Below are 17,265 nucleotides of genomic sequence, written 5' to 3' on the forward strand. Positions count from 1 at the left end.
GTTCCAGGAGAATACCCATGGCTACCACTGCCGTAACCGACGCCAGCTTCAAGTCCGATGTCCTCGAAAGCGACAAGCCCGTGCTGGTCGACTTCTGGGCCGACTGGTGCGGCCCGTGCAAGATGATAGCACCGGCCCTCGAAGAGCTGAGCGAGGAACTGGGCGACAAGGTCACCATCGCCAAGATGGACATCATGGAAAACCCCGATATCCCGGGCTCGATGGGCGTCCAGTCGATCCCCTACCTCGTGCTGTTCAAGAACGGCGAACCGGCAGCGCAGATGCGCGGCGCGGCCCCGAAAGGCCAGCTCAAGCAGTGGCTCGAGGGGGCTCTTTAATCCAATTTCGCATAGCGATCGGCGAGCTCGTCCCACAGGGCAGGGCTCGCCGCACCCAGCAGGCCCGTTCGGCCCACCTCGTCCACGCGATAGGGTGAGCCGTCGGGCCTTGCTGCTTTTCCGCCCGCTTCGTTGAGCCACAGTATGCCAGCCGCATGGTCCCAGGCGAGCGTGCGTTCGAAAATCGATACATCGTTCGTCCCAAGCGCAAGGCGCGGGTACTGCTCGGCGGCGCAGTAGGGAATGTCCACCAGCTCGTACGAGGGCGCGATATGACGCTTGGTCGCCTCGCGCCGCGCCTCGTCCATGAAGATCAGCGAAATCGCCGCGACGGGCGTTTGCCTGCCAGTGGCGCGCGCTTCCACGCGCTCGCCATCGACAAAGGCACCGAGGCCCTTGTGCGCCACGCAAAACCGGCCGGTGAGGCAATCGTAGATCCAGCCCGACTGCGTTTCCCCGCCATCGGCGCGCGCGATGATGATCCCGAAGGGCGGCTGCCCGGCGGCGAAATTGCGCGTCCCATCGATGGGGTCGACGATCCAGCAGGGCTGGTCGAGCCGGTCGAGCACGGTGGGATCGGCGTGCGCGGCTTCCTCGCCGACGAAGGCGAGGCTTCCATCGAGCGTGGTCAGCCCTTCGCGCAGCAGCGCTTCGCTGTCCTTGTCGGCTATCGTGACCGGATCGTTGCCGCCCTTGTCCTCGACATCGCCCTTGCCGAGGTTGCGATAGCGCGGGAGGATGGCTTGCTCGGTCGCGCGCTGCATCAGCGCGAGGATTTCCGCATCGAGGGCGCTCAAGAGCGGTAGTCCGCGTTGATCGAAATGTAGCCGTGGGTGAGATCGCAGGTCCACACGGTCGCGCGCCCGTTGCCTATCCCCAGATCGACATCCATGCGGATATCCTGCCCTTCGAGATGCTTGGCCACCGGGGCCTCGTCATAGTCGGCCAGAGGCTGCCCGTCTTTCGCGGCCCAGATGCCGCCAAAGCCGATCGACAGCCTGTCCCGATCCGCAGGTTCGCCTGCCTTGCCGACCGCCATCACCACGCGGCCCCAATTGGCGTCGCCGCCGGCGATGGCGGTCTTCACCAGCGGGGAATTGGCGATGGCGAGGCCGACACGGCGCGCGCTCGCGTCATCGGCAGCACCGCTGACGGCGATCTCGATGAACTTTTGCGCGCCTTCGCCGTCGCGCACGACCAGATGGGCGAGGCTGCGGCACACATCAAGCAGGGCTGCATAAACGGCATCCGCCCCGGCATCGTCCCACGCGGCGAGGGGCGCGTTACCGGCCGCTCCGGTGGCGAAGGCCAGCACGGTGTCGCTGGTCGAGGTGTCGCCATCGACCGTGATGCAGGAGAAGCTTTCTGCGTTCGCCTTGGACAGCATCTCTTGCAGGAATTCGGGCTCGACCGCAGCATCGGTGAAAATGTACCCGAGCATGGTGGCCATGTCGGGCGCGATCATGCCGCTGCCCTTGATGATGCCCGACAAGGTAATGCGCGTATCGCCGACCATGGCGGCCGCGCTCGCGCCCTTGGTGAAGGTATCCGTCGTGCCGATGGCGTTGGCCGCGTCCTCAAAGCCGCAGGGCTGGGCGCCCAGCACGGCAGCAACTCCGGCGCGCGCCTTGTCTTTGGGAAGGGGCACCCCGATCACGCCGGTCGAGGAAACGAAGACTTCCTCTCCGCTGCAACCAAGCGCTTCGGAGACCTGCGCCACGATCTGCTCCACCGCCTCGCGGCCGCGATAGCCGGTGAAGGCGTTCGAATTGCCGGCGTTCACGATCAGCGCGCGGGCGCGGCCCTGTTGCACCTGCTCGCGGCCCATCTCGACCTCGCTCGATGCACAGGCGGACTGGGTGAAAACACCCGCGACGGCGGTGCCTTCGGCCAGCTCGGCAAAGGTCAGATCCGCGCGGTCCCATTCCTTGTAGCCGGCGCGGGCGACGCGCAGGGTGACACCGTCGATGGCGGGCAGGTCCGGGAAGGGACGCGCGAGAGGGGAGCGCTGTAGATCCATGGCCAGAGCCGATAGGGCCAGACGGGCGCGGGGTAAACGGTCAAGCGGGGTGGACGGGGCGGCGCCTACACCCTATCTGGATCGAGCAATGCTTCGCCGCATACTCACCCTGCTTGCGCTCCTGACCGGCCTCGCTGCCGCCGGTGCGCCTGCCCATGCCGTTGTGTACAACGCGGCGAGCGGGGTCGAAGTCGCTGCCGGAACGGAAAAAGCCGGCAAGGCCGCCGCGCGCGAATGCCGCACGGCTACGCGCCAGTCGCTTGCCAGCCCCCGCAAGGCAGAGCCCTGCGGAGCCCGCCCCACTATCACGGTCCTGATCCCGACCGTGCAGGTGGGTGTCGACCGCGCCTACGAATAGGCTCACCCGACCAGATTTGATTTCCGCCCGGCACCCTTGGCGTGCGCGGGTGTTTTTCCAGCACATCAGTATTCCAGGAAGGCGCGAAGGCCCCTCACATGTTCAATTCCATCGTCAAGGCCGTGTTCGGCTCCTCCAACGACCGCTACGTCAAATCGATCGGCAAGATCGTCGACAAGATCAACGCCCTCGAGCCGCAGCTTCAGGCGCTCACCGATGAGGAGCTTGCCGCGCAGACCGACAAGTTCCGCGCACAGCTCGCCGATGGCAAGACGCTCGACGATATCCTGCCCGAAGCCTTCGCCACCGTGCGCGAAGCCTCGGTCCGCGTGCTCGGCATGCGCCACTTCGATGTGCAGATGGTCGGCGGTATCGTCCTCCACCGCGGCGAAATCTCCGAAATGCGCACCGGCGAGGGCAAGACCCTCGTTGCAACTCTCGCGACCTATCTCAACGCGATCGAGGGCAAGGGCGTCCACGTCGTCACCGTCAACGATTACCTCGCCGCGCGCGATGCGGAATGGATGGGTCGCCTCCATAAGTTCCTCGGCCTGACCATCGGCGTGATCGTGCCGAACCTGCCCGAGCAGGCGCGCCGCGAAGCCTATAACGCCGACATCACCTACTCGACCAACAACGAGCTGGGCTTCGATTACCTGCGCGACAACATGAAGCACGAGCGCAGCCAGATGGTGCAGCGCCCCTTCAATTTCGCGATCGTCGACGAGGTCGACTCGATCCTGATCGACGAAGCGCGCACCCCGCTGATCATCTCGGGCCCGACCGAGGACAAGTCCGACCTCTACATCTCGATCGACGAGGTGGTGAAGACCTTCCCCGATGACTGGTACGAGAAGGATGAAAAGCAGCGCAACATTCAGCTGACCGAAGAGGGCACGGAAGAGGTCGAGAAGCTTCTGATCGAGAAGGGCCTGCTCGAAACCGAGAACCTCTACGACGTCGAGAACACCCAGGTCGTCCACCACCTCGACCAGGCGCTGCGCGCGGTGCACATGTTCAAGAAGGACACCGACTATATCGTGAAGGACGACAAGGTCGTCATCATCGATGAGTTCACCGGCCGCATGATGGACGGCCGCCGCTGGTCGAACGGCTTGCACCAGGCAGTCGAAGCCAAGGAAGGCGTCAAGATCGAGCCGGAGAACCAGACGCTCGCCTCGATCACCTTCCAGAACTATTTCCGCATGTATCCCAAGCTGTCGGGCATGACCGGCACCGCCGCCACCGAAGCGGCCGAATTCTGGGACATCTACAAGATGAACGTGGTCGAGATCCCGACCAACGTTCCCGTCGCCCGCATCGACGAGGACGACGAGTTCTACAAGAACACGCAGGACAAGTTCAAAGCCATCGCCAAGGCGATTGCCGAGAAGAATGCCATCGGCCAGCCGGTTCTGGTCGGCACTGTGTCGATCGAGAAGTCGGAAATGCTCAGCGAATTCCTCAAGCAGGAAGGCGTAGAGCACGAGGTTCTCAACGCCCGCCAGCACGAGCGCGAGGCGCATATCGTGGCGCAGGCCGGCCGCATCGGCGCGGTCACCATCGCAACCAACATGGCCGGTCGCGGCACCGACATCCAGCTCGGCGGTAACGTCGAGTTTCGCATCGACGATGAACTCGGCGCGATGGAAGACGGTGCGGCCAAGGACCTCGAGATCGAGCGCATCAAGGCCGAAGTCGCGGCCGAGCGCGAGAAGGTTCTCGAAGCGGGCGGTCTCTTCGTCCTCGGCACCGAGCGTCACGAAAGCCGCCGTATCGACAACCAGTTGCGCGGCCGTTCGGGCCGCCAAGGCGACCCGGGTCTCAGCCGGTTCTACCTGTGCCTGGAAGACGACCTGCTGCGCATCTTCGGCCCGGACACCCTGTTCGCGAAGATGATGAACTCGAACCTGGAGGACGGCGAGGCTATTGGCTCGAAGTGGCTGTCGAAGGCCATCGAGACCGCACAGAAGAAGGTCGAGGCGCGCAACTACGAAATCCGCAAGCAGGTCGTGCAGTACGACGACGTGATGAACGACCAGCGCAAGGTGATCTACGAGCAGCGCGCCGAGATCATGGACAGCGAAGCGGTCGACGACGTGGTGCTCGACATGCGCCACGATGCGATCAATTCGCTGGTCAGCGAAGCCTGCCCTCCGGGATCCTATCCCGAGCAGTGGGACGTCGAAGGCCTTCGTACGCGGGTCAACGAGGTGCTCAATTTCGATGCGCCGATCGACGAATGGGTCGAGGAAGACCAGGTCGAACCGGAAATCATCGAGGAACGTCTCGCCGCCGAGGCCGACCGCATCATGGACAACAAGCTGGCAGCGACCGATCCCGCCATGTGGCGCCGGATCGAGAAGAGCGTGCTGCTGCAGGAGCTTGACGGGCAGTGGAAGGACCACCTCGCCACGCTCGATGCGCTGCGCCAGGTGGTTGGCCTGCGCGCCCATGCGCAGAAGCAGCCGCTCAATGAATACAAGCAGGAAGCCTTCAGCCTCTTTGAAACCATGCTCGACAAGCTGCGCGAGACGGTGACCAACAAGCTGATCCGCCTCGAGCTGGTCGAACCGGCTCCGCTGCCGGAAGTGGACCTTCCCGAGCTGCCGGACTTCCTCACTGGCCATATCGACCCGCTCACCGGTCTCGACAATTCGGACGACAACGACGGCTCGCGTGGCCGCGAGGCGCTATTCGGCGCTCTTGCCGGCAGCTCGCGCGCCGCAGTCGGCCCAGGCGGTTCGATCACCGAAAATCCCTATGCGGGCATGGACATCAGCCGCAACGCACCGTGCCCCTGTGGGTCGGGCAACAAGTACAAGCACTGCCACGGCGCCATCGGCGCCAAGGCCTGACCGGCCCTGTGAGCCTCGCAGCTAGCCGCTGCGGGGCTCGCGCACCATCGGCTGCAAGGGCGGGCTGCCCGGTTCGGGATGGATCGGCTCGCCGAGGTTTTCGAACCCGCAACTGGCGTAGAAACCGGTGTTGGCGGGGTTCGAATTTTCCAGATAGGCGCGCGTTCCGGTGCGATCGCAAGCCTCTAGCATCGGCGCAATCAGCTTGCGGCCGAGCCCCTTGCCTTGGCCAGAGGGCCGCACACCGATGCTGAAGAGATAAGCGTGCGGGAATGTCGGGTGGCGCGCATCCATCGCTTCACCGGTCCGGATCCCGCGTTTGACCGCGCCCATGCCGCAGGTGAGCACGGTCTTCAGCGCAAACTCAGCGTAATCACGGGTCCCGAAGCTACTGTCCCCATCGGGCAGCATCCACATGCACGCACCTTCGTCTCCGTGGGTGTAGCAAAAGCCGCGTGGTGCGTAGATGCGCCTCGCTTGCAGGCGAAACAGGCTGCGAATCCCCGCGAACCGGCCGAACAGCCACAGGTTGAAGGGATCGTTGCGGAACGCGTCTGCGGTGATATCGCCGAGCTGCTTCGCGTCGGCGGGCCTTGCGCGTTGCAACTCTGTCCCAAGATCGATGGCGCCTGCGTCCATTATCATCCCTCCCATGGCGCAACGCTAGCCCGCAGCACCCCGGCGGTCTAGAGACGGCTGATGGCCGCGCTCTTCGTTGCATTCCTGGTGACCGCCTTGCTCTACGCCAGCGTCGGGTTCGGCGGAGGATCGACCTACACCGCGCTGCTGGCATTGGCCGAGGTCGACTATCGCATCCTTCCCCTGCTGGCGCTGAGCTGCAACATCGTCGTGGTCGCTGGCAGCACGGTGCGGTTCGGCCGTGCGGGCGTCACGCCCTGGGAAGGCGCGCTGGTGCTCACCGGCGTCGCGGCGCCTGCCGCTTTCCTCGGCGGTCTCACCCCAATCGATGAGATCACGTTCCTTGCGCTTCTGGGCGCCAGCCTGTTGCTGACTGCCGCGACATTGCTGGTTCCACCGCGAACCGAGGTGGAAGGCCCCAAGAGCGTGCTGGCGCGGGCCATGCCAGTGGCCGCTCTGCCGCTGGGCTATCTTGCCGGGCTTGTCGGGATCGGAGGGGGCATATTCCTAGCTCCGCTGCTGCACCTGACCCGCTGGGACAATGCACGCGCGATTGCCGCGACGGCCAGCCTCTTCATTCTCGTGAATTCGCTGTTTGGGCTTGCGGGGCAGCTGCTCAAAGGCGGGGCGGGGAGGTTGGGCGCCGCCGTGGACCTCGGCTTACCCTTGCTGGTCGCGGTAGCGATCGGCGGGCAGGTCGGCAGCCTGTTGGCCCTCAAATACCTGCCTCAGCGCTGGATACGCATCGGCACAGCCGCGCTCACCGCGTGGGTTGGCGCGCGCCTGCTTTTCGATGTGTGAGAAAAATGGCTCCCCGAGTTGGATTCGAACCAACGACCAAGTGATTAACAGTCACCTACTCTACCGCTGAGCTATCGGGGAGCAGCCCGCCAAGGTTTCCCTCAGCAAGTCAGGGGTGCGCCTATATGGGTCACTTTTCGGTTTGGCAAGCGGGCAATTTGCAAAATTTTGGGCCGCGGCGGGAGGTGTGGATTTCAGACCACGAACTGCTCTGCGACAATGCGTTCGTCGAGCGCGTGGCCGGGATCGAACAGCAGGGTGAGCTCCGCATCGCGGGCGATCTCGATGTCCACCTGGGCAATGTCGCGCAGCTCGCGCTGGTCGGCCACGACCGAGACAGGGCGCTTCTCGCTCTCCAGTACGCTCAGGCTGATCCGGCTGCGATCGGGAAGGATGGCTCCGTGCCAGCGGCGCGGGCGGAACGGGCTGATCGGAGTTAGTGCCAAGAGGTTCGAATCGAGCGGAAGGATCGGGCCATCGGCGGACAGGTTGTACGCCGTGGAACCGGCAGGTGTCGCCAGCAGCACACCATCGCAAACCAGCTCGGGAATCCGGACCTTGTCGTCGACCGTCACTTCGAGTTTCGCCGTCTGGCGCGTTTCACGCAGCAGGCTGACCTCATTGATCGCACAGACCGTATGCTTCTTGCCCTTTTGCGTCGTCGCACGCATCCGGAGTGGAGCAATGGTATGCGGCTTCGCCTTGCCGATGCGCTTGATGAGCGTTTCCGGATTACGATTGCGGTTCATCAGGAAGCCGACCGTGCCAAGGTTAAGGCCATAGGCCGGTATGATCCGGCCCTTGTCGAGCATGGCATGGAGGGTTTGCAGCATGAACCCGTCACCGCCGAGCACGACGACGGCGTCCGCTTCATCGAGCGGAACCCAGTCGGCCAGCTCGCGATACTCCTTGTCCGCGGCTTGCTGCGCGCGATCGGAATCGGAAACCAGCAGGGCGAGGCGGTTGAATGTGGACATGGTCCTCTCGTGTCCTCCCGTCCCGGCGGGATCGCTCCGGGCACGTGGCGCTACCTATGGTTGCCCGTCCCATTTGGCAACATGCGGGAAAAACTGGCAAACTGATGACAAGGTCGCGATAAGAGGCACCGCATGGCAAGCTTGCCCAACGATATGATGGTTGAGTCGCGCGACACTCTGACCGGCCTGGCCGACCAGGCCCTGGCCCGTGCCACCATTGCGCAATGGCAGCGCGAATGGCCGCAGGACACCATCGCCTGTCCGATGCAGGCGATGATGATCACGCTCGGCCGGATCGATACCGTGAACGTCGCTTTCGGCGAGAGCGCAGGGGACGGGGCGCTGGTCGAAGTGGCGCAGCGCATCCAGCATTTCGCAGCGGACGAACTCGAAAGCTCCAGCGCCTGGATCGCGGCGCGCCTTAGCGGAGGCAATTTCCTCCTCGTCGCCCGGCAGGAATGCAGCCGCGAGCGCTGGCAATGGCTGGCCGAAGCGCTGGCCGACGCGATCGCCATGCCGATTGCCAATCCCGAAGGTGGGGCAAGCCTGCGCCTCTGGCCGCGCCTGGCGCTGATGCGGGTGACGGAAAACGACGATCCTGACAGCGTGCTCGACCGTCTGTCGGAAGTGGCCGCGCGGATGCGCGACAGCAACCGGCGCCGGATCGACTGGTCGACCGGCACGGTGGCGCGTGCGGGCCGCTCGAACCAGCAGCTCGAAGCCGATCTGCTGGCGGCCATCGATCGCGATGAAATCCAGATCCTCTTCCAGCCCCAGTATGCACTCTCGGATGACAGGCTGATCGGCGCAGAGGCGCTGGCGCGCTGGGATCACCCTGTGATCGGGCGGGTCGGGGCCGGAACGCTGTTCCAGATTGCGGAGCGGGCCGACCATGTGGCGCACCTCTCGCGTCATATCGCCAAGCGGGCACTGGAGCAGGCCGTCCAGTGGCCCGATAATCTCCACCTTTCGCTCAATATCACGCCTGCGGACCTCGCCGCGGACAACTTCGCCATCGATTTCGCGCGCATGGCGGAGAAGGCCGGTTTTCCTCTCGAACGCATTACGCTGGAAATCATCGAGCAGGTGCTGCTTGCCGACCTCGACCGGGTCAGCGGCGTGCTGGATCAGCTCAAGCTATTCGGCATACGCATCGCGCTCGATGATTTCGGGGCCGGTTTCTGCAATTTCCGCTACCTCAAGGTCCTGCCGATCGACTGCATCAAGCTCGACCGCTCCATGCTCGACGGGGTGCTCGAGGACGAGCGCGACCTCGCCGTGTTCCGCGCGATCCTGGCCATGGCGCAGGCGCTCGATCTCAAGGTTCTGGTCGAAGGCGTGGAGAAGGATGGCCAGCGCGCGCTCGCGCAGGCCGAGGGCTGCGAATACTATCAGGGCTTCCTGCGCGCCGCACCGATGGGGTCGCAGGAATTTCTTGATCTGGTAGAGGCTTAAGCCGCCTTCTTATTGCGCTTTCGTGCCTTGCGCACGATCCCGGACAGACCCTTTGTAAGCTGGAACAGGCCGTTCAAACGGCTTTCGGGTGAGTTCCAGGCGCGCGCGATCACCAGCTTCATATCAGGCCGCAGCTTGGCCGTGCCCTGCAGCCGGTCGACATAGGCGATGAGGCCCGGCCCATCGGGGAAATCGTCATTGTGGAAGGTGACCAGCGTGCCCTGCGCGCCGACATCGATCTTGGCGATGTTCGCTTCGATTGCCTGGTGCTTGATCTCGATGAGCTTCACCAGGTTGGCGGTGGCGGGCGGAAGGTCGCCGAAGCGGTCGATCATCTCGGCGGCCAGCGCTTCGATTTCGGCCTTGTCTTCGGCATCGTTGAGGCGGCGGTAAAGCGCCATGCGCACGGCGAGGTCGGGCACATAATCTTCCGGGATCATGATCGGTGCATCGACCGTAATCTGCGGGCTGATTTTCTCCGGCTTCGCCTCCAGACCCAGTTCGCCTGCCTTGGCGGCAAGGATCGCGTCCTCCAGCATCGACTGGTAGAGTTCGAAGCCGACCTCGCGGATATGGCCCGACTGTTCGTCGCCGAGGAGGTTGCCGGCCCCACGGATGTCGAGATCGTGGCTGGCAAGTTGGAAACCCGCGCCGAGACTGTCGAGGTCACCAAGCACTTTGAGGCGTTTCTCGGCCACTTCGGAAAGCTGCGTGTCCTTCTCGTAGGTTAGATAGGCATAGGCCCGCAGTTTCGAGCGGCCCACGCGCCCGCGCAGCTGGTAGAGCTGGGCTAGGCCGAAAATGTCGGCGCGGTGGATAATGATCGTGTTCGCGCTCGGCAGGTCGAGCCCGCTTTCGACGATCGTCGTGGCGAGCAGGACTTCGTACTTTCCTTCGTAGAAGGCGCTCATGCGCTCTTCGATCTCGCCCGCGCTCATCTGGCCGTGGGCGGAAACGAATTTCACCTCCGGCACGTTCTCATGCAGCCAGTCGGCAATGCCTTCCATGTCGGAAATTCGCGGCACGACGATGAAGCTCTGCCCGCCGCGATGGTGTTCGCGCAGCAGCGCCTCGCGCATCACCATGTCGTCCCATTCCATGACGTAGGTGCGCACCGCGAGGCGATCGACCGGCGGGGTCTGGATGGTGGAGAGTTCGCGAAGGCCCGTCATCGCCATTTGCAGTGTGCGCGGGATAGGCGTGGCGGTGAGCGTAAGCATGTGCACATCGGCGCGCAGCTGCTTGAGCTTTTCCTTGTGGGTGACTCCGAAGCGCTGCTCCTCGTCGACGATCACGAGGCCGAGGTCCTTGAATTTCGTCTGCTTCGAGAGGATCGCGTGCGTGCCGACCACGATGTCGATCTGCCCGTCGGCAAGACCCTGGCGCGTTTCCTTCATCTCCTTGGCGGAAACGAGGCGCGACAGGCGCCCTACCTTGAGCGGGAAACCAGCAAAGCGGCTTGCGAAGTTCTCGTAATGCTGGCGAGCGAGCAGGGTGGTGGGGGCGACCACGGCGACCTGCTGCCCGTTCATCGCGGCTACGAAGGCAGCGCGCAAAGCGACCTCGGTCTTGCCAAAGCCGACATCGCCGCAGACCAGACGGTCCATCGGCTTGCCGCTTTCCAGGTCTCGCAGCACGTCCTGGATGGCGCGTTCCTGGTCGTCGGTTTCTTCCCAAGGGAAGCGGTCGAGGAACTGGTTGTAGGGGCCGTCCTCCACCTCCAGCACGGGCGCTTTCTTCAGCGCGCGCTGTGCGGCGACCTTGAGCAGCTCGCCAGCGATCTCGCGGATGCGTTCCTTCAGGCGCGCACGGCGTTTCTGCCATGCCTCGCCGCCGAGCCGGTCGAGCATGACCGCCTCCTCCGAAGAGCCGTAGCGGCTCAGTACATCGATGTTCTCGACCGGGATGAACAGCTTGTCGCCGCCCTTGTATTCCAGTTGGACACAGTCATGCTTCGACTTGCCGACCGGGATCGCCTCGAGGCCGAGGTACTTGCCGATACCATGTTCGGTGTGGACGATGAGGTCGCCGACGCTGAGCGCCTGCAATTCGGCAAGGAAGGCGTCGGCATCCTTGCGCTTCTTCTTGCGGCGCACGAGGCGGTCGCCGAGGATGTCCTGCTCGGTGAGCAGCTCCATCTCGTCATTGGCGAAACTCGCCTCGATCGGCAGGATCATGGCCGCCGGTTTGCCCTTGGCTGACAGGCCCAGTGCCTCCTGCCAGCTGTCGGCCATCTGCACCGGCGTTCCCGCTTCTTCCAGGATCGAGGCAATGCGCGAACGGCTGCCCTTGGAATAGGCGGCAAGCAGCGGCCGCTTGCCGGCCTTCGACAGCGCTTTCAGATGGTCGGCAAGGACGGGATAGACATTGTCGCCGCGCGCGCGTTCCGGCGCGAAATCGCGGCCCGAACGGAAGCCGAAGCTGACCACGCTGTCGCTTTCCGGCTCGTCGAAGACCGTTGCGCGGTGTGCGGGCACAGCGGCCAGCGCTTCGCGGAATTCGTCGAGCGGCAGGTAAAGTGCGTCGGGCTTCAGCGGACGGTAATTGCCCTTGGCCTGCCCGGCGATGGCGGTGCGCTGGTCGTAGTAATCGGCCACGTCCTTTGCCCGCTCGTCGGCTGCGGCAAGGGCAGCCTGGTCGATGACCACGAGGTCGTCCTTCCAGAGATGGTCGAACAGCGTCGCCAGCTTCTCCTCGAACAGGGGCAGCCAGTGTTCCATACCCGCAAGGCGGCGCCCTTCGCTGACCGCTTCGTAGAGCGGGTCCTGGGTGGCGTTGGCGCCGAACATTTCGCGGTAGCGGCCACGGAAGCGCTTGATGCTGTCTTCATCGAGCAGCGCCTCGCTGGCGGGCAGGAGGAGATGGCTTTCGAGCCGCCCGGTGCTCATCTGCGTGTTCGGATCGAAGGTGCGCAGGCTCTCCAGCTCGTCGCCGAAGAAGTCGAGCCGCAGGGCCTCGTCCATGCCGGAGGGGAAGATGTCGACGATCGACCCGCGCACGGCGTATTCGCCCTTGTCGATCACCGTATCGGTGCGGCCATAGCCCTGCCGCTGGAGAAGTGCGGCGAGACTTTCGCGGCCGATCTCGAACCCCGGTTTGAATTCCCGCACGCTTTCGCGAATGCGGAAGGGGGTGAGGACGCGCTGCATTACGGCGTTGGCGGTGGTGACCACCAGCTGCGCCTTTGCCTTGCCCGCTTGCAGGCGATGGAGCGCTGCAAGCCGGCGCGCGCTGATCGACAGGGCGGGGCTGGCGCGGTCGTAAGGCAGCGAATCCCAGGCGGGGAATTCGATGACCTCAAGCTCGGGCGCGAAGAAGGCGGCTGCGTCCACGATCCCGCGCATGGCGGCATCGTCTGGCGCGATGAACACGGCGCGGCCCCTGCTGGCGCGCGCAAGATCGGCCATCACAAGCGGCTGCGCGCCGCGCGCAACCTGTGCCAGCGTGAGCGGTTCGGCCGATTTCAGGATACGGGAGAGGTCGGGCATCGTGTTCCTAGCGTTCGAGGGCGCGCAGCGTTCCGCACACGCACGATTGCCCCCTGTCCGGATTGGAGAGGGGGTGCGGCGCGTGTGATGGATGCGAGATAGGCCTCAGGGCCTCCGCGTCAACGCGGAATGTCGACGAAATCCAGCTGCTGCATCGCTTCGATCATAGCGCCCTGGAAGCGCGGCGGTGTAGGCTGGGTCTTCATGGCCCAGGCCATCACGTCCACATCGTCTTCCTCGAGCAGCGCTTCGAACCAGGCGAGCTCCTCTTCCTTCCACTCCGCGTGATAGCGGTCGAAGAAGCCGCCGAACATGTAATCGGCCTCGCGCGTGCCACGGTGCCAGGCGCGGAACTTGGCGCGCTGGATGCGGCCATCGAAGGTGAGGAGATCGGGCATAGGCAGCGGGTAGGGCACTCGCCAAAGCGGTGCAAGCGGCTATAGCACGCCCCATGCGCCCGGATATCCTCAATCCCCTGTTTGCCGAGAGCGAGACCCTCGAAGGGGTAGGTCCAAAGCTCAGGAAGCCGCTCGACCGGCTTGGGCTGACCCGGCTGCGCGACTTTGCCTATCACCTGCCCGAGCGCTTCGTGACGCGGCGGGCGGTCGAAAATGTCGACGAGGCGGGCGAGGGCGAGCAGATCGTCGTCAAGCTGACCGTCACCGAACACCGCGGCGGCCGCAGCCCGCGCGCGCCCTACCGCGTGCTGGCGCAGGACGCTGTCGGCAATATTCTGGCGCTGACCTATTTCGGGCGCGCGTCCTACACGGCGAAAAAGCAGCTGCCGGTGGGCGAAGCGCGCTGGGTCGCGGGCAAGCTGGAACGGTTCGGCGACATGCTACAAATCGTCCATCCCGACCATGTCGTCGAGGAAGGCGGAGAGACGCTCCAGCGGCTGTGCGAACCTGTCTATCGCCTGTCGGAAGGGCTCACACAGCCCAAGATCGCCGGGCTGGTCGAGCAGGCGCTCGCCCGCACCCCCGAACTGCCCGAGTGGATCGAAAAGACCCAGCTCGACAAGGAAGGCTGGCCTGCATGGCGCGATGCGCTGGTGCTGGCTCACAAGGGCGAGAACAAGGGCGCGCGTGACCGGCTCGCCTATGACGAGTTGCTCGCCAACAGCCTGGCGCTGATGCTGGTGCGGGCGGACAACCGCAAGCGCAAGGGCCAGCCTCTGAAGGGCGACGGCAGCTATCGCGGCAAGCTCGACCTGCCGTTCCCGCTCACCGGCGCACAGCAGCGCTCGATTGCCGAGATCGAGGGCGACATGGCGCAGGAAGCGCCCATGCTGCGCCTGCTTCAGGGCGACGTCGGCGCGGGCAAGACCGTGGTCGCATTGGAAGCCATGCTGATCGCGGTGGAGGCAAGTGCGCAGGCGGCGCTGCTCGCCCCGACCGAGATCCTCGCCCGCCAGCATTTCGAAAGCCTGCGCCGCATGGCCGAACCCACCGGCGCGCGGGTCGCGCTGCTGACGGGTCGCGACAAGGGCAAGGCGCGCGAGGCAACGCTGATGGGCCTTCTCGACGGCAGCATCGATATCGTTGTCGGCACGCACGCGATCTTCCAGGACAAGGTTGCCTATCGCAATCTCGCCATGGTCGTGATCGACGAGCAGCACCGTTTCGGTGTCGGTCAGCGCCTGATGCTCGCGAGCAAGGGCAAGCGCGCGCCGCATGTGCTGGCGATGACCGCAACGCCGATCCCGCGCACGCTGACGCTGGCGCAATATGGCGAGCTCGACGTCAGCAAGCTCGACGAGCTGCCGCCGGGCCGGCAGGCGATCGACACTGTGGTCATGGGGCAGGGCAAGATCGGCGCGCTGGTCGAACGGCTTGCGGCGCAGATTGCGGAGGGGCGGCAGGCCTATTGGGTCTGTCCCATGGTGCGCGAAATGGACGGCCCCGAAGATATCGCCGCTGCCGAGGCGCGCTACGCGGCGCTCAAGGAGCGGTTCGGCGAGGATGTGGTCATGGTCCACGGACAGCTGGCGCCCGAAATGAAGGACGCGGCGATGGAGCGCTTCGCCAGCGGGCAGGCCAAGCTTCTGGTGGCCACCACGGTCATCGAGGTCGGCGTGGACGTACCCAATGCGACCCTCATGGTGATCGAACAGGCGGAGCGATTCGGTCTTGCGCAATTGCACCAGCTTCGCGGCCGCGTGGGGCGCGGTAGCGAGAAGAGCTTCTGCGTCCTCCTCCATGGCGACACATTGTCCGAAACCGCCCAGAAGCGGCTCGCCCTGATGCGCGAATCGCAGGACGGATTCCGGCTCGCCGAAGAGGATCTGAAACTGCGCGGCGGCGGCGAATTGCTGGGTACGCGGCAATCGGGCGATACGCCTTTCAGCGTCGCGAGTCTGGAGCAGATTACCGAATTGCTCCCCGCAGCTTACGACGACGCGCGCCTGCTGATGGAACGCGACGGCGGGCTGGAGGGCAGCCGCGGCGAAGCGGCGCGGGTCCTGCTCTACCTCTTCGAGCGGGATTTCGGCGTGAAGACCCTTCGCGGGGGCTAGGGCCTCAGGCAGTCGCGTCGAGAATGCGGCGCACGATGGCCCGCACATCGACCCGCGCCCCGAGCCGTGCGCCCAAAAGGGCCGTGCCGCTGACCTTGCGCTGGACGAACAGCGTTTCGGCCGGGGGCAGGTGCCAACTCGCCCGGTCCTGCGCGATCGGCATGACTTCCTCGCGGATCTCCGGCACGAAGGCGCGGTCCCCGAAGTCGAGCGCCTGTTCGCGCGCCATTTGCGTCACCACGATATCGACCGCGCGGCGCATCCGTTCGGGATGCCGCTCGAGCGCGACTGGATTGACGAAACCGGCAGCCACCGCCTCGTCCATCACCCGCTCGCGGTCCTCAGCCAGGCCCGCCTCAAGCAAGCGGCGATAGTGCCCGGAAAGCTTGTCCGAAACCGGTCGCGCAGCGCCGAAGTCGAGCAGCACGATCTTCCCCGAGGCCGACTGGTAGCGGTAGTTGGCGAAATTGGGATCGGTCTGCATGATCCCGAACTCGAACAGCTCGCGAGCGACAAGTTCGATGAGGTGGGCAAAGACCTCGTCGCGCAGCTCCTGCGGTTCGTCGACGAGGCTCTCGATCGGGCGGCCTTCTTCGAAACTCATCGCCAGGACCCGGTCGCGCGTCAGCTCCGGCACGAGCTGCGGGACGACGAACTCCTCGCGGTCGGCCACCAGCTCTCCAAAGCGCTCCATCATTGCGCCTTCGCGACGGTAGTCGGCTTCCTCGTGAAGCTGCTCCTTGGCCGCTTCCAGCAGGGGCGCGATGTCGAGCTCTTTCGGCAGGAGGCCGGTCATCGAGAGCAGCGAGGCGACGTTGTCGACATCGGCATCGATGCTCTGCGCGATGCCGGGGTATTGCACCTTGATCGCCAGCAGCTCGCCATCAGGCGTCATCGCGCGGTGGACCTGCCCGATGGAGGCCGCGGCAATTGGGCGCGGTTCGAACCTGCGGAACTGGCGGCGCCAGTCGCTGCCCCATTGTTCGGCGAGGACCTTGTCGAGCTGGCGCGGGGGCATGAAATCCGCCCGGTCCCGCAGCGAAGCGAGAATGGTGGCAAGCTCTGGTGGCAGGAGGTCGCCGGCGTCCATCGAGATCATCTGGCCCAGCTTCATCGCCGCGCCGCGAAGGTGGGACAGGCGGTCGGCAAGCCGCTTGGCGTTGCCGGGCGTCAGCAGGACCTGGTCGAGCCGGGGACGTTCGCCCGCAGCAAGGCGCCGCGCGCTTTCACTGAGCGCCCCGCCAGCTATGCCGCCTGCGAGCCGGCCGAACCCCGTGAGACGCGAAAGCCGCGAAGCAGGAATGGCGCGGTGGCGCCCCTTGCGCTCCTCGTCAGCCATGCTCGTCCAGCAGCGCGGCTACAAGCGCGCGGGCGCCTGCGTCGACTTCGTGCCAGGTGGCGCGAAAACCGTCGTCCTCGCCGTACCAGGGATCGGCTACCTCGCGCCCCTCTTGGCCGGGTACGAGATCGAGCAGCATGGCGACCTTGGCCTTGCCGTCGCCCGGATCGACCCGCGCGATATTCGCCATGTTCGAGCGGTCCATGCCGAGGATGAAATCGAACTCGTGAAAGTCCGCTGAAGTCAGCTGGCGCCCGCGGTAGGACGTAATGTCGATCCCGTGGACCCGGGCTTCGGCAACGCTGCGCGGATCGGGCGGCTCGCCGACGTGGTAATTGGCAGTGCCCGCGCTGTCCGCCTCCACATCGAGGCCGGCGTGCGCGGCGGCCTCGCGGAAAGCGGCTTCAGCCAGCGGCGAACGGCAGATATTGCCTAGGCAGACGAACAGGACTTTTGCAGAGGGCATACGCTCTCGCC

At 65.0% G+C, this 17,265-nt stretch carries 14 protein-coding genes and 1 tRNA gene; 6 read left to right on the forward strand and 9 right to left on the reverse strand.

Annotation, left to right across the window (positions count from 1 at the left end; translation table 11 throughout):
• The first annotated feature begins 17 nt into the window (after window positions 1–17).
• On the forward strand, window positions 18–338 hold the full coding sequence (trxA, locus tag KUV82_RS07040) for a thioredoxin (protein WP_219953610.1): 321 nt from the start codon (window positions 18–20) through the stop codon (window positions 336–338).
• Here trxA and KUV82_RS07045 read toward each other — a convergent pair.
• Both KUV82_RS07045 and argJ read right to left on the reverse strand, forming a co-directional pair.
• Window positions 335–1,102 carry an inositol monophosphatase family protein gene (locus tag KUV82_RS07045; RefSeq protein WP_219956244.1) on the reverse strand — a complete coding sequence of 256 codons (768 nt, stop codon included), beginning with the start codon at window positions 1,100–1,102 and terminating at the stop codon, window positions 335–337. The two genes, trxA and KUV82_RS07045, sit on opposite strands and share 4 nt — an antisense overlap.
• Before the next feature lie 29 nt (window positions 1,103–1,131).
• A complete protein-coding gene (argJ, locus tag KUV82_RS07050) occupies window positions 1,132–2,358 on the reverse strand; it encodes a bifunctional glutamate N-acetyltransferase/amino-acid acetyltransferase ArgJ (protein ID WP_219953611.1) in 1,227 nt (408 codons plus the stop codon).
• Window positions 2,359–2,446: 88 nt separating this feature from the next.
• On the opposite strand from argJ, the gene KUV82_RS07055 reads away from it, so the two are divergent.
• Complete coding sequence (locus tag KUV82_RS07055) at window positions 2,447–2,716, forward strand: hypothetical protein (RefSeq protein WP_219953612.1); 270 nt, start codon at window positions 2,447–2,449, stop codon at window positions 2,714–2,716.
• A 98-nt stretch (window positions 2,717–2,814) separates the two neighbouring features.
• Window positions 2,815–5,574: a preprotein translocase subunit SecA gene (secA, locus tag KUV82_RS07060; protein ID WP_219953613.1), complete on the forward strand. Its 2,760-nt coding sequence runs from the start codon at window positions 2,815–2,817 to the stop codon at window positions 5,572–5,574.
• Between the two features lie 21 nt (window positions 5,575–5,595).
• On the opposite strand, the gene KUV82_RS07065 is transcribed toward secA, so the two are convergent.
• Window positions 5,596–6,213 (reverse strand): GNAT family N-acetyltransferase, encoded by a 618-nt coding sequence (locus KUV82_RS07065; protein WP_219953614.1) that lies wholly within the window; start codon window positions 6,211–6,213, stop codon window positions 5,596–5,598.
• A gap of 60 nt (window positions 6,214–6,273) precedes the next feature.
• Between KUV82_RS07065 and KUV82_RS07070 the strand changes: the two genes are divergently transcribed.
• Window positions 6,274–7,014: a sulfite exporter TauE/SafE family protein gene (locus KUV82_RS07070; RefSeq protein ID WP_219953615.1), complete on the forward strand. Its 741-nt coding sequence runs from the start codon at window positions 6,274–6,276 to the stop codon at window positions 7,012–7,014.
• A gap of 6 nt (window positions 7,015–7,020) precedes the next feature.
• On the opposite strand, the gene KUV82_RS07075 is transcribed toward KUV82_RS07070, so the two are convergent.
• Together KUV82_RS07075 and KUV82_RS07080 are read right to left on the reverse strand one after the other, a co-directional pair.
• A tRNA-Asn gene (locus tag KUV82_RS07075) sits at window positions 7,021–7,095 on the reverse strand.
• Between the two features lie 113 nt (window positions 7,096–7,208).
• Window positions 7,209–7,991 (reverse strand): NAD kinase, encoded by a 783-nt coding sequence (locus KUV82_RS07080; RefSeq protein WP_219953616.1) that lies wholly within the window; start codon window positions 7,989–7,991, stop codon window positions 7,209–7,211.
• 132 nt (window positions 7,992–8,123) lie between these two features.
• Here KUV82_RS07080 and KUV82_RS07085 point away from each other — a divergent pair, with 132 nt between their 5' ends.
• The gene (locus KUV82_RS07085) at window positions 8,124–9,446 is read left to right on the forward strand and encodes a GGDEF domain-containing phosphodiesterase (RefSeq protein ID WP_219953617.1); all 1,323 of its coding nucleotides are present in this window, start codon (window positions 8,124–8,126) and stop codon (window positions 9,444–9,446) included.
• Here KUV82_RS07085 and mfd read toward each other — a convergent pair.
• Both mfd and KUV82_RS07095 read right to left on the reverse strand, forming a co-directional pair.
• A complete protein-coding gene (gene mfd, locus KUV82_RS07090) occupies window positions 9,443–12,934 on the reverse strand; it encodes a transcription-repair coupling factor (protein ID WP_219953618.1) in 3,492 nt (1,163 codons plus the stop codon). The two genes, KUV82_RS07085 and mfd, sit on opposite strands and share 4 nt — an antisense overlap.
• A 119-nt stretch (window positions 12,935–13,053) precedes the next feature.
• Complete coding sequence (locus tag KUV82_RS07095; protein WP_219953619.1) at window positions 13,054–13,332, reverse strand: FAD assembly factor SdhE; 279 nt, start codon at window positions 13,330–13,332, stop codon at window positions 13,054–13,056.
• A 53-nt stretch (window positions 13,333–13,385) separates the two neighbouring features.
• On the opposite strand from KUV82_RS07095, the gene recG reads away from it, so the two are divergent.
• Window positions 13,386–15,449 carry an ATP-dependent DNA helicase RecG gene (gene recG / locus KUV82_RS07100; RefSeq protein WP_219953620.1) on the forward strand — a complete coding sequence of 688 codons (2,064 nt, stop codon included), beginning with the start codon at window positions 13,386–13,388 and terminating at the stop codon, window positions 15,447–15,449.
• 4 nt (window positions 15,450–15,453) lie between these two features.
• Here the strand turns inward: recG and KUV82_RS07105 are convergent, their stop codons facing one another.
• Together KUV82_RS07105 and KUV82_RS07110 are read right to left on the reverse strand one after the other, a co-directional pair.
• Window positions 15,454–16,788 carry an ABC1 kinase family protein gene (locus tag KUV82_RS07105; RefSeq protein ID WP_219953621.1) on the reverse strand — a complete coding sequence of 445 codons (1,335 nt, stop codon included), beginning with the start codon at window positions 16,786–16,788 and terminating at the stop codon, window positions 15,454–15,456.
• Complete coding sequence (locus tag KUV82_RS07110; protein WP_219953622.1) at window positions 16,781–17,254, reverse strand: low molecular weight protein-tyrosine-phosphatase; 474 nt, start codon at window positions 17,252–17,254, stop codon at window positions 16,781–16,783. Before KUV82_RS07110 ends, KUV82_RS07105 begins: the two co-directional genes overlap by 8 nt.
• Between the last annotated feature and the right edge of the window lie 11 nt (window positions 17,255–17,265).

The organism is Qipengyuania flava, from assembly GCF_019448255.1.
Taxonomy (GTDB): domain Bacteria; phylum Pseudomonadota; class Alphaproteobacteria; order Sphingomonadales; family Sphingomonadaceae; genus Qipengyuania; species Qipengyuania flava_A.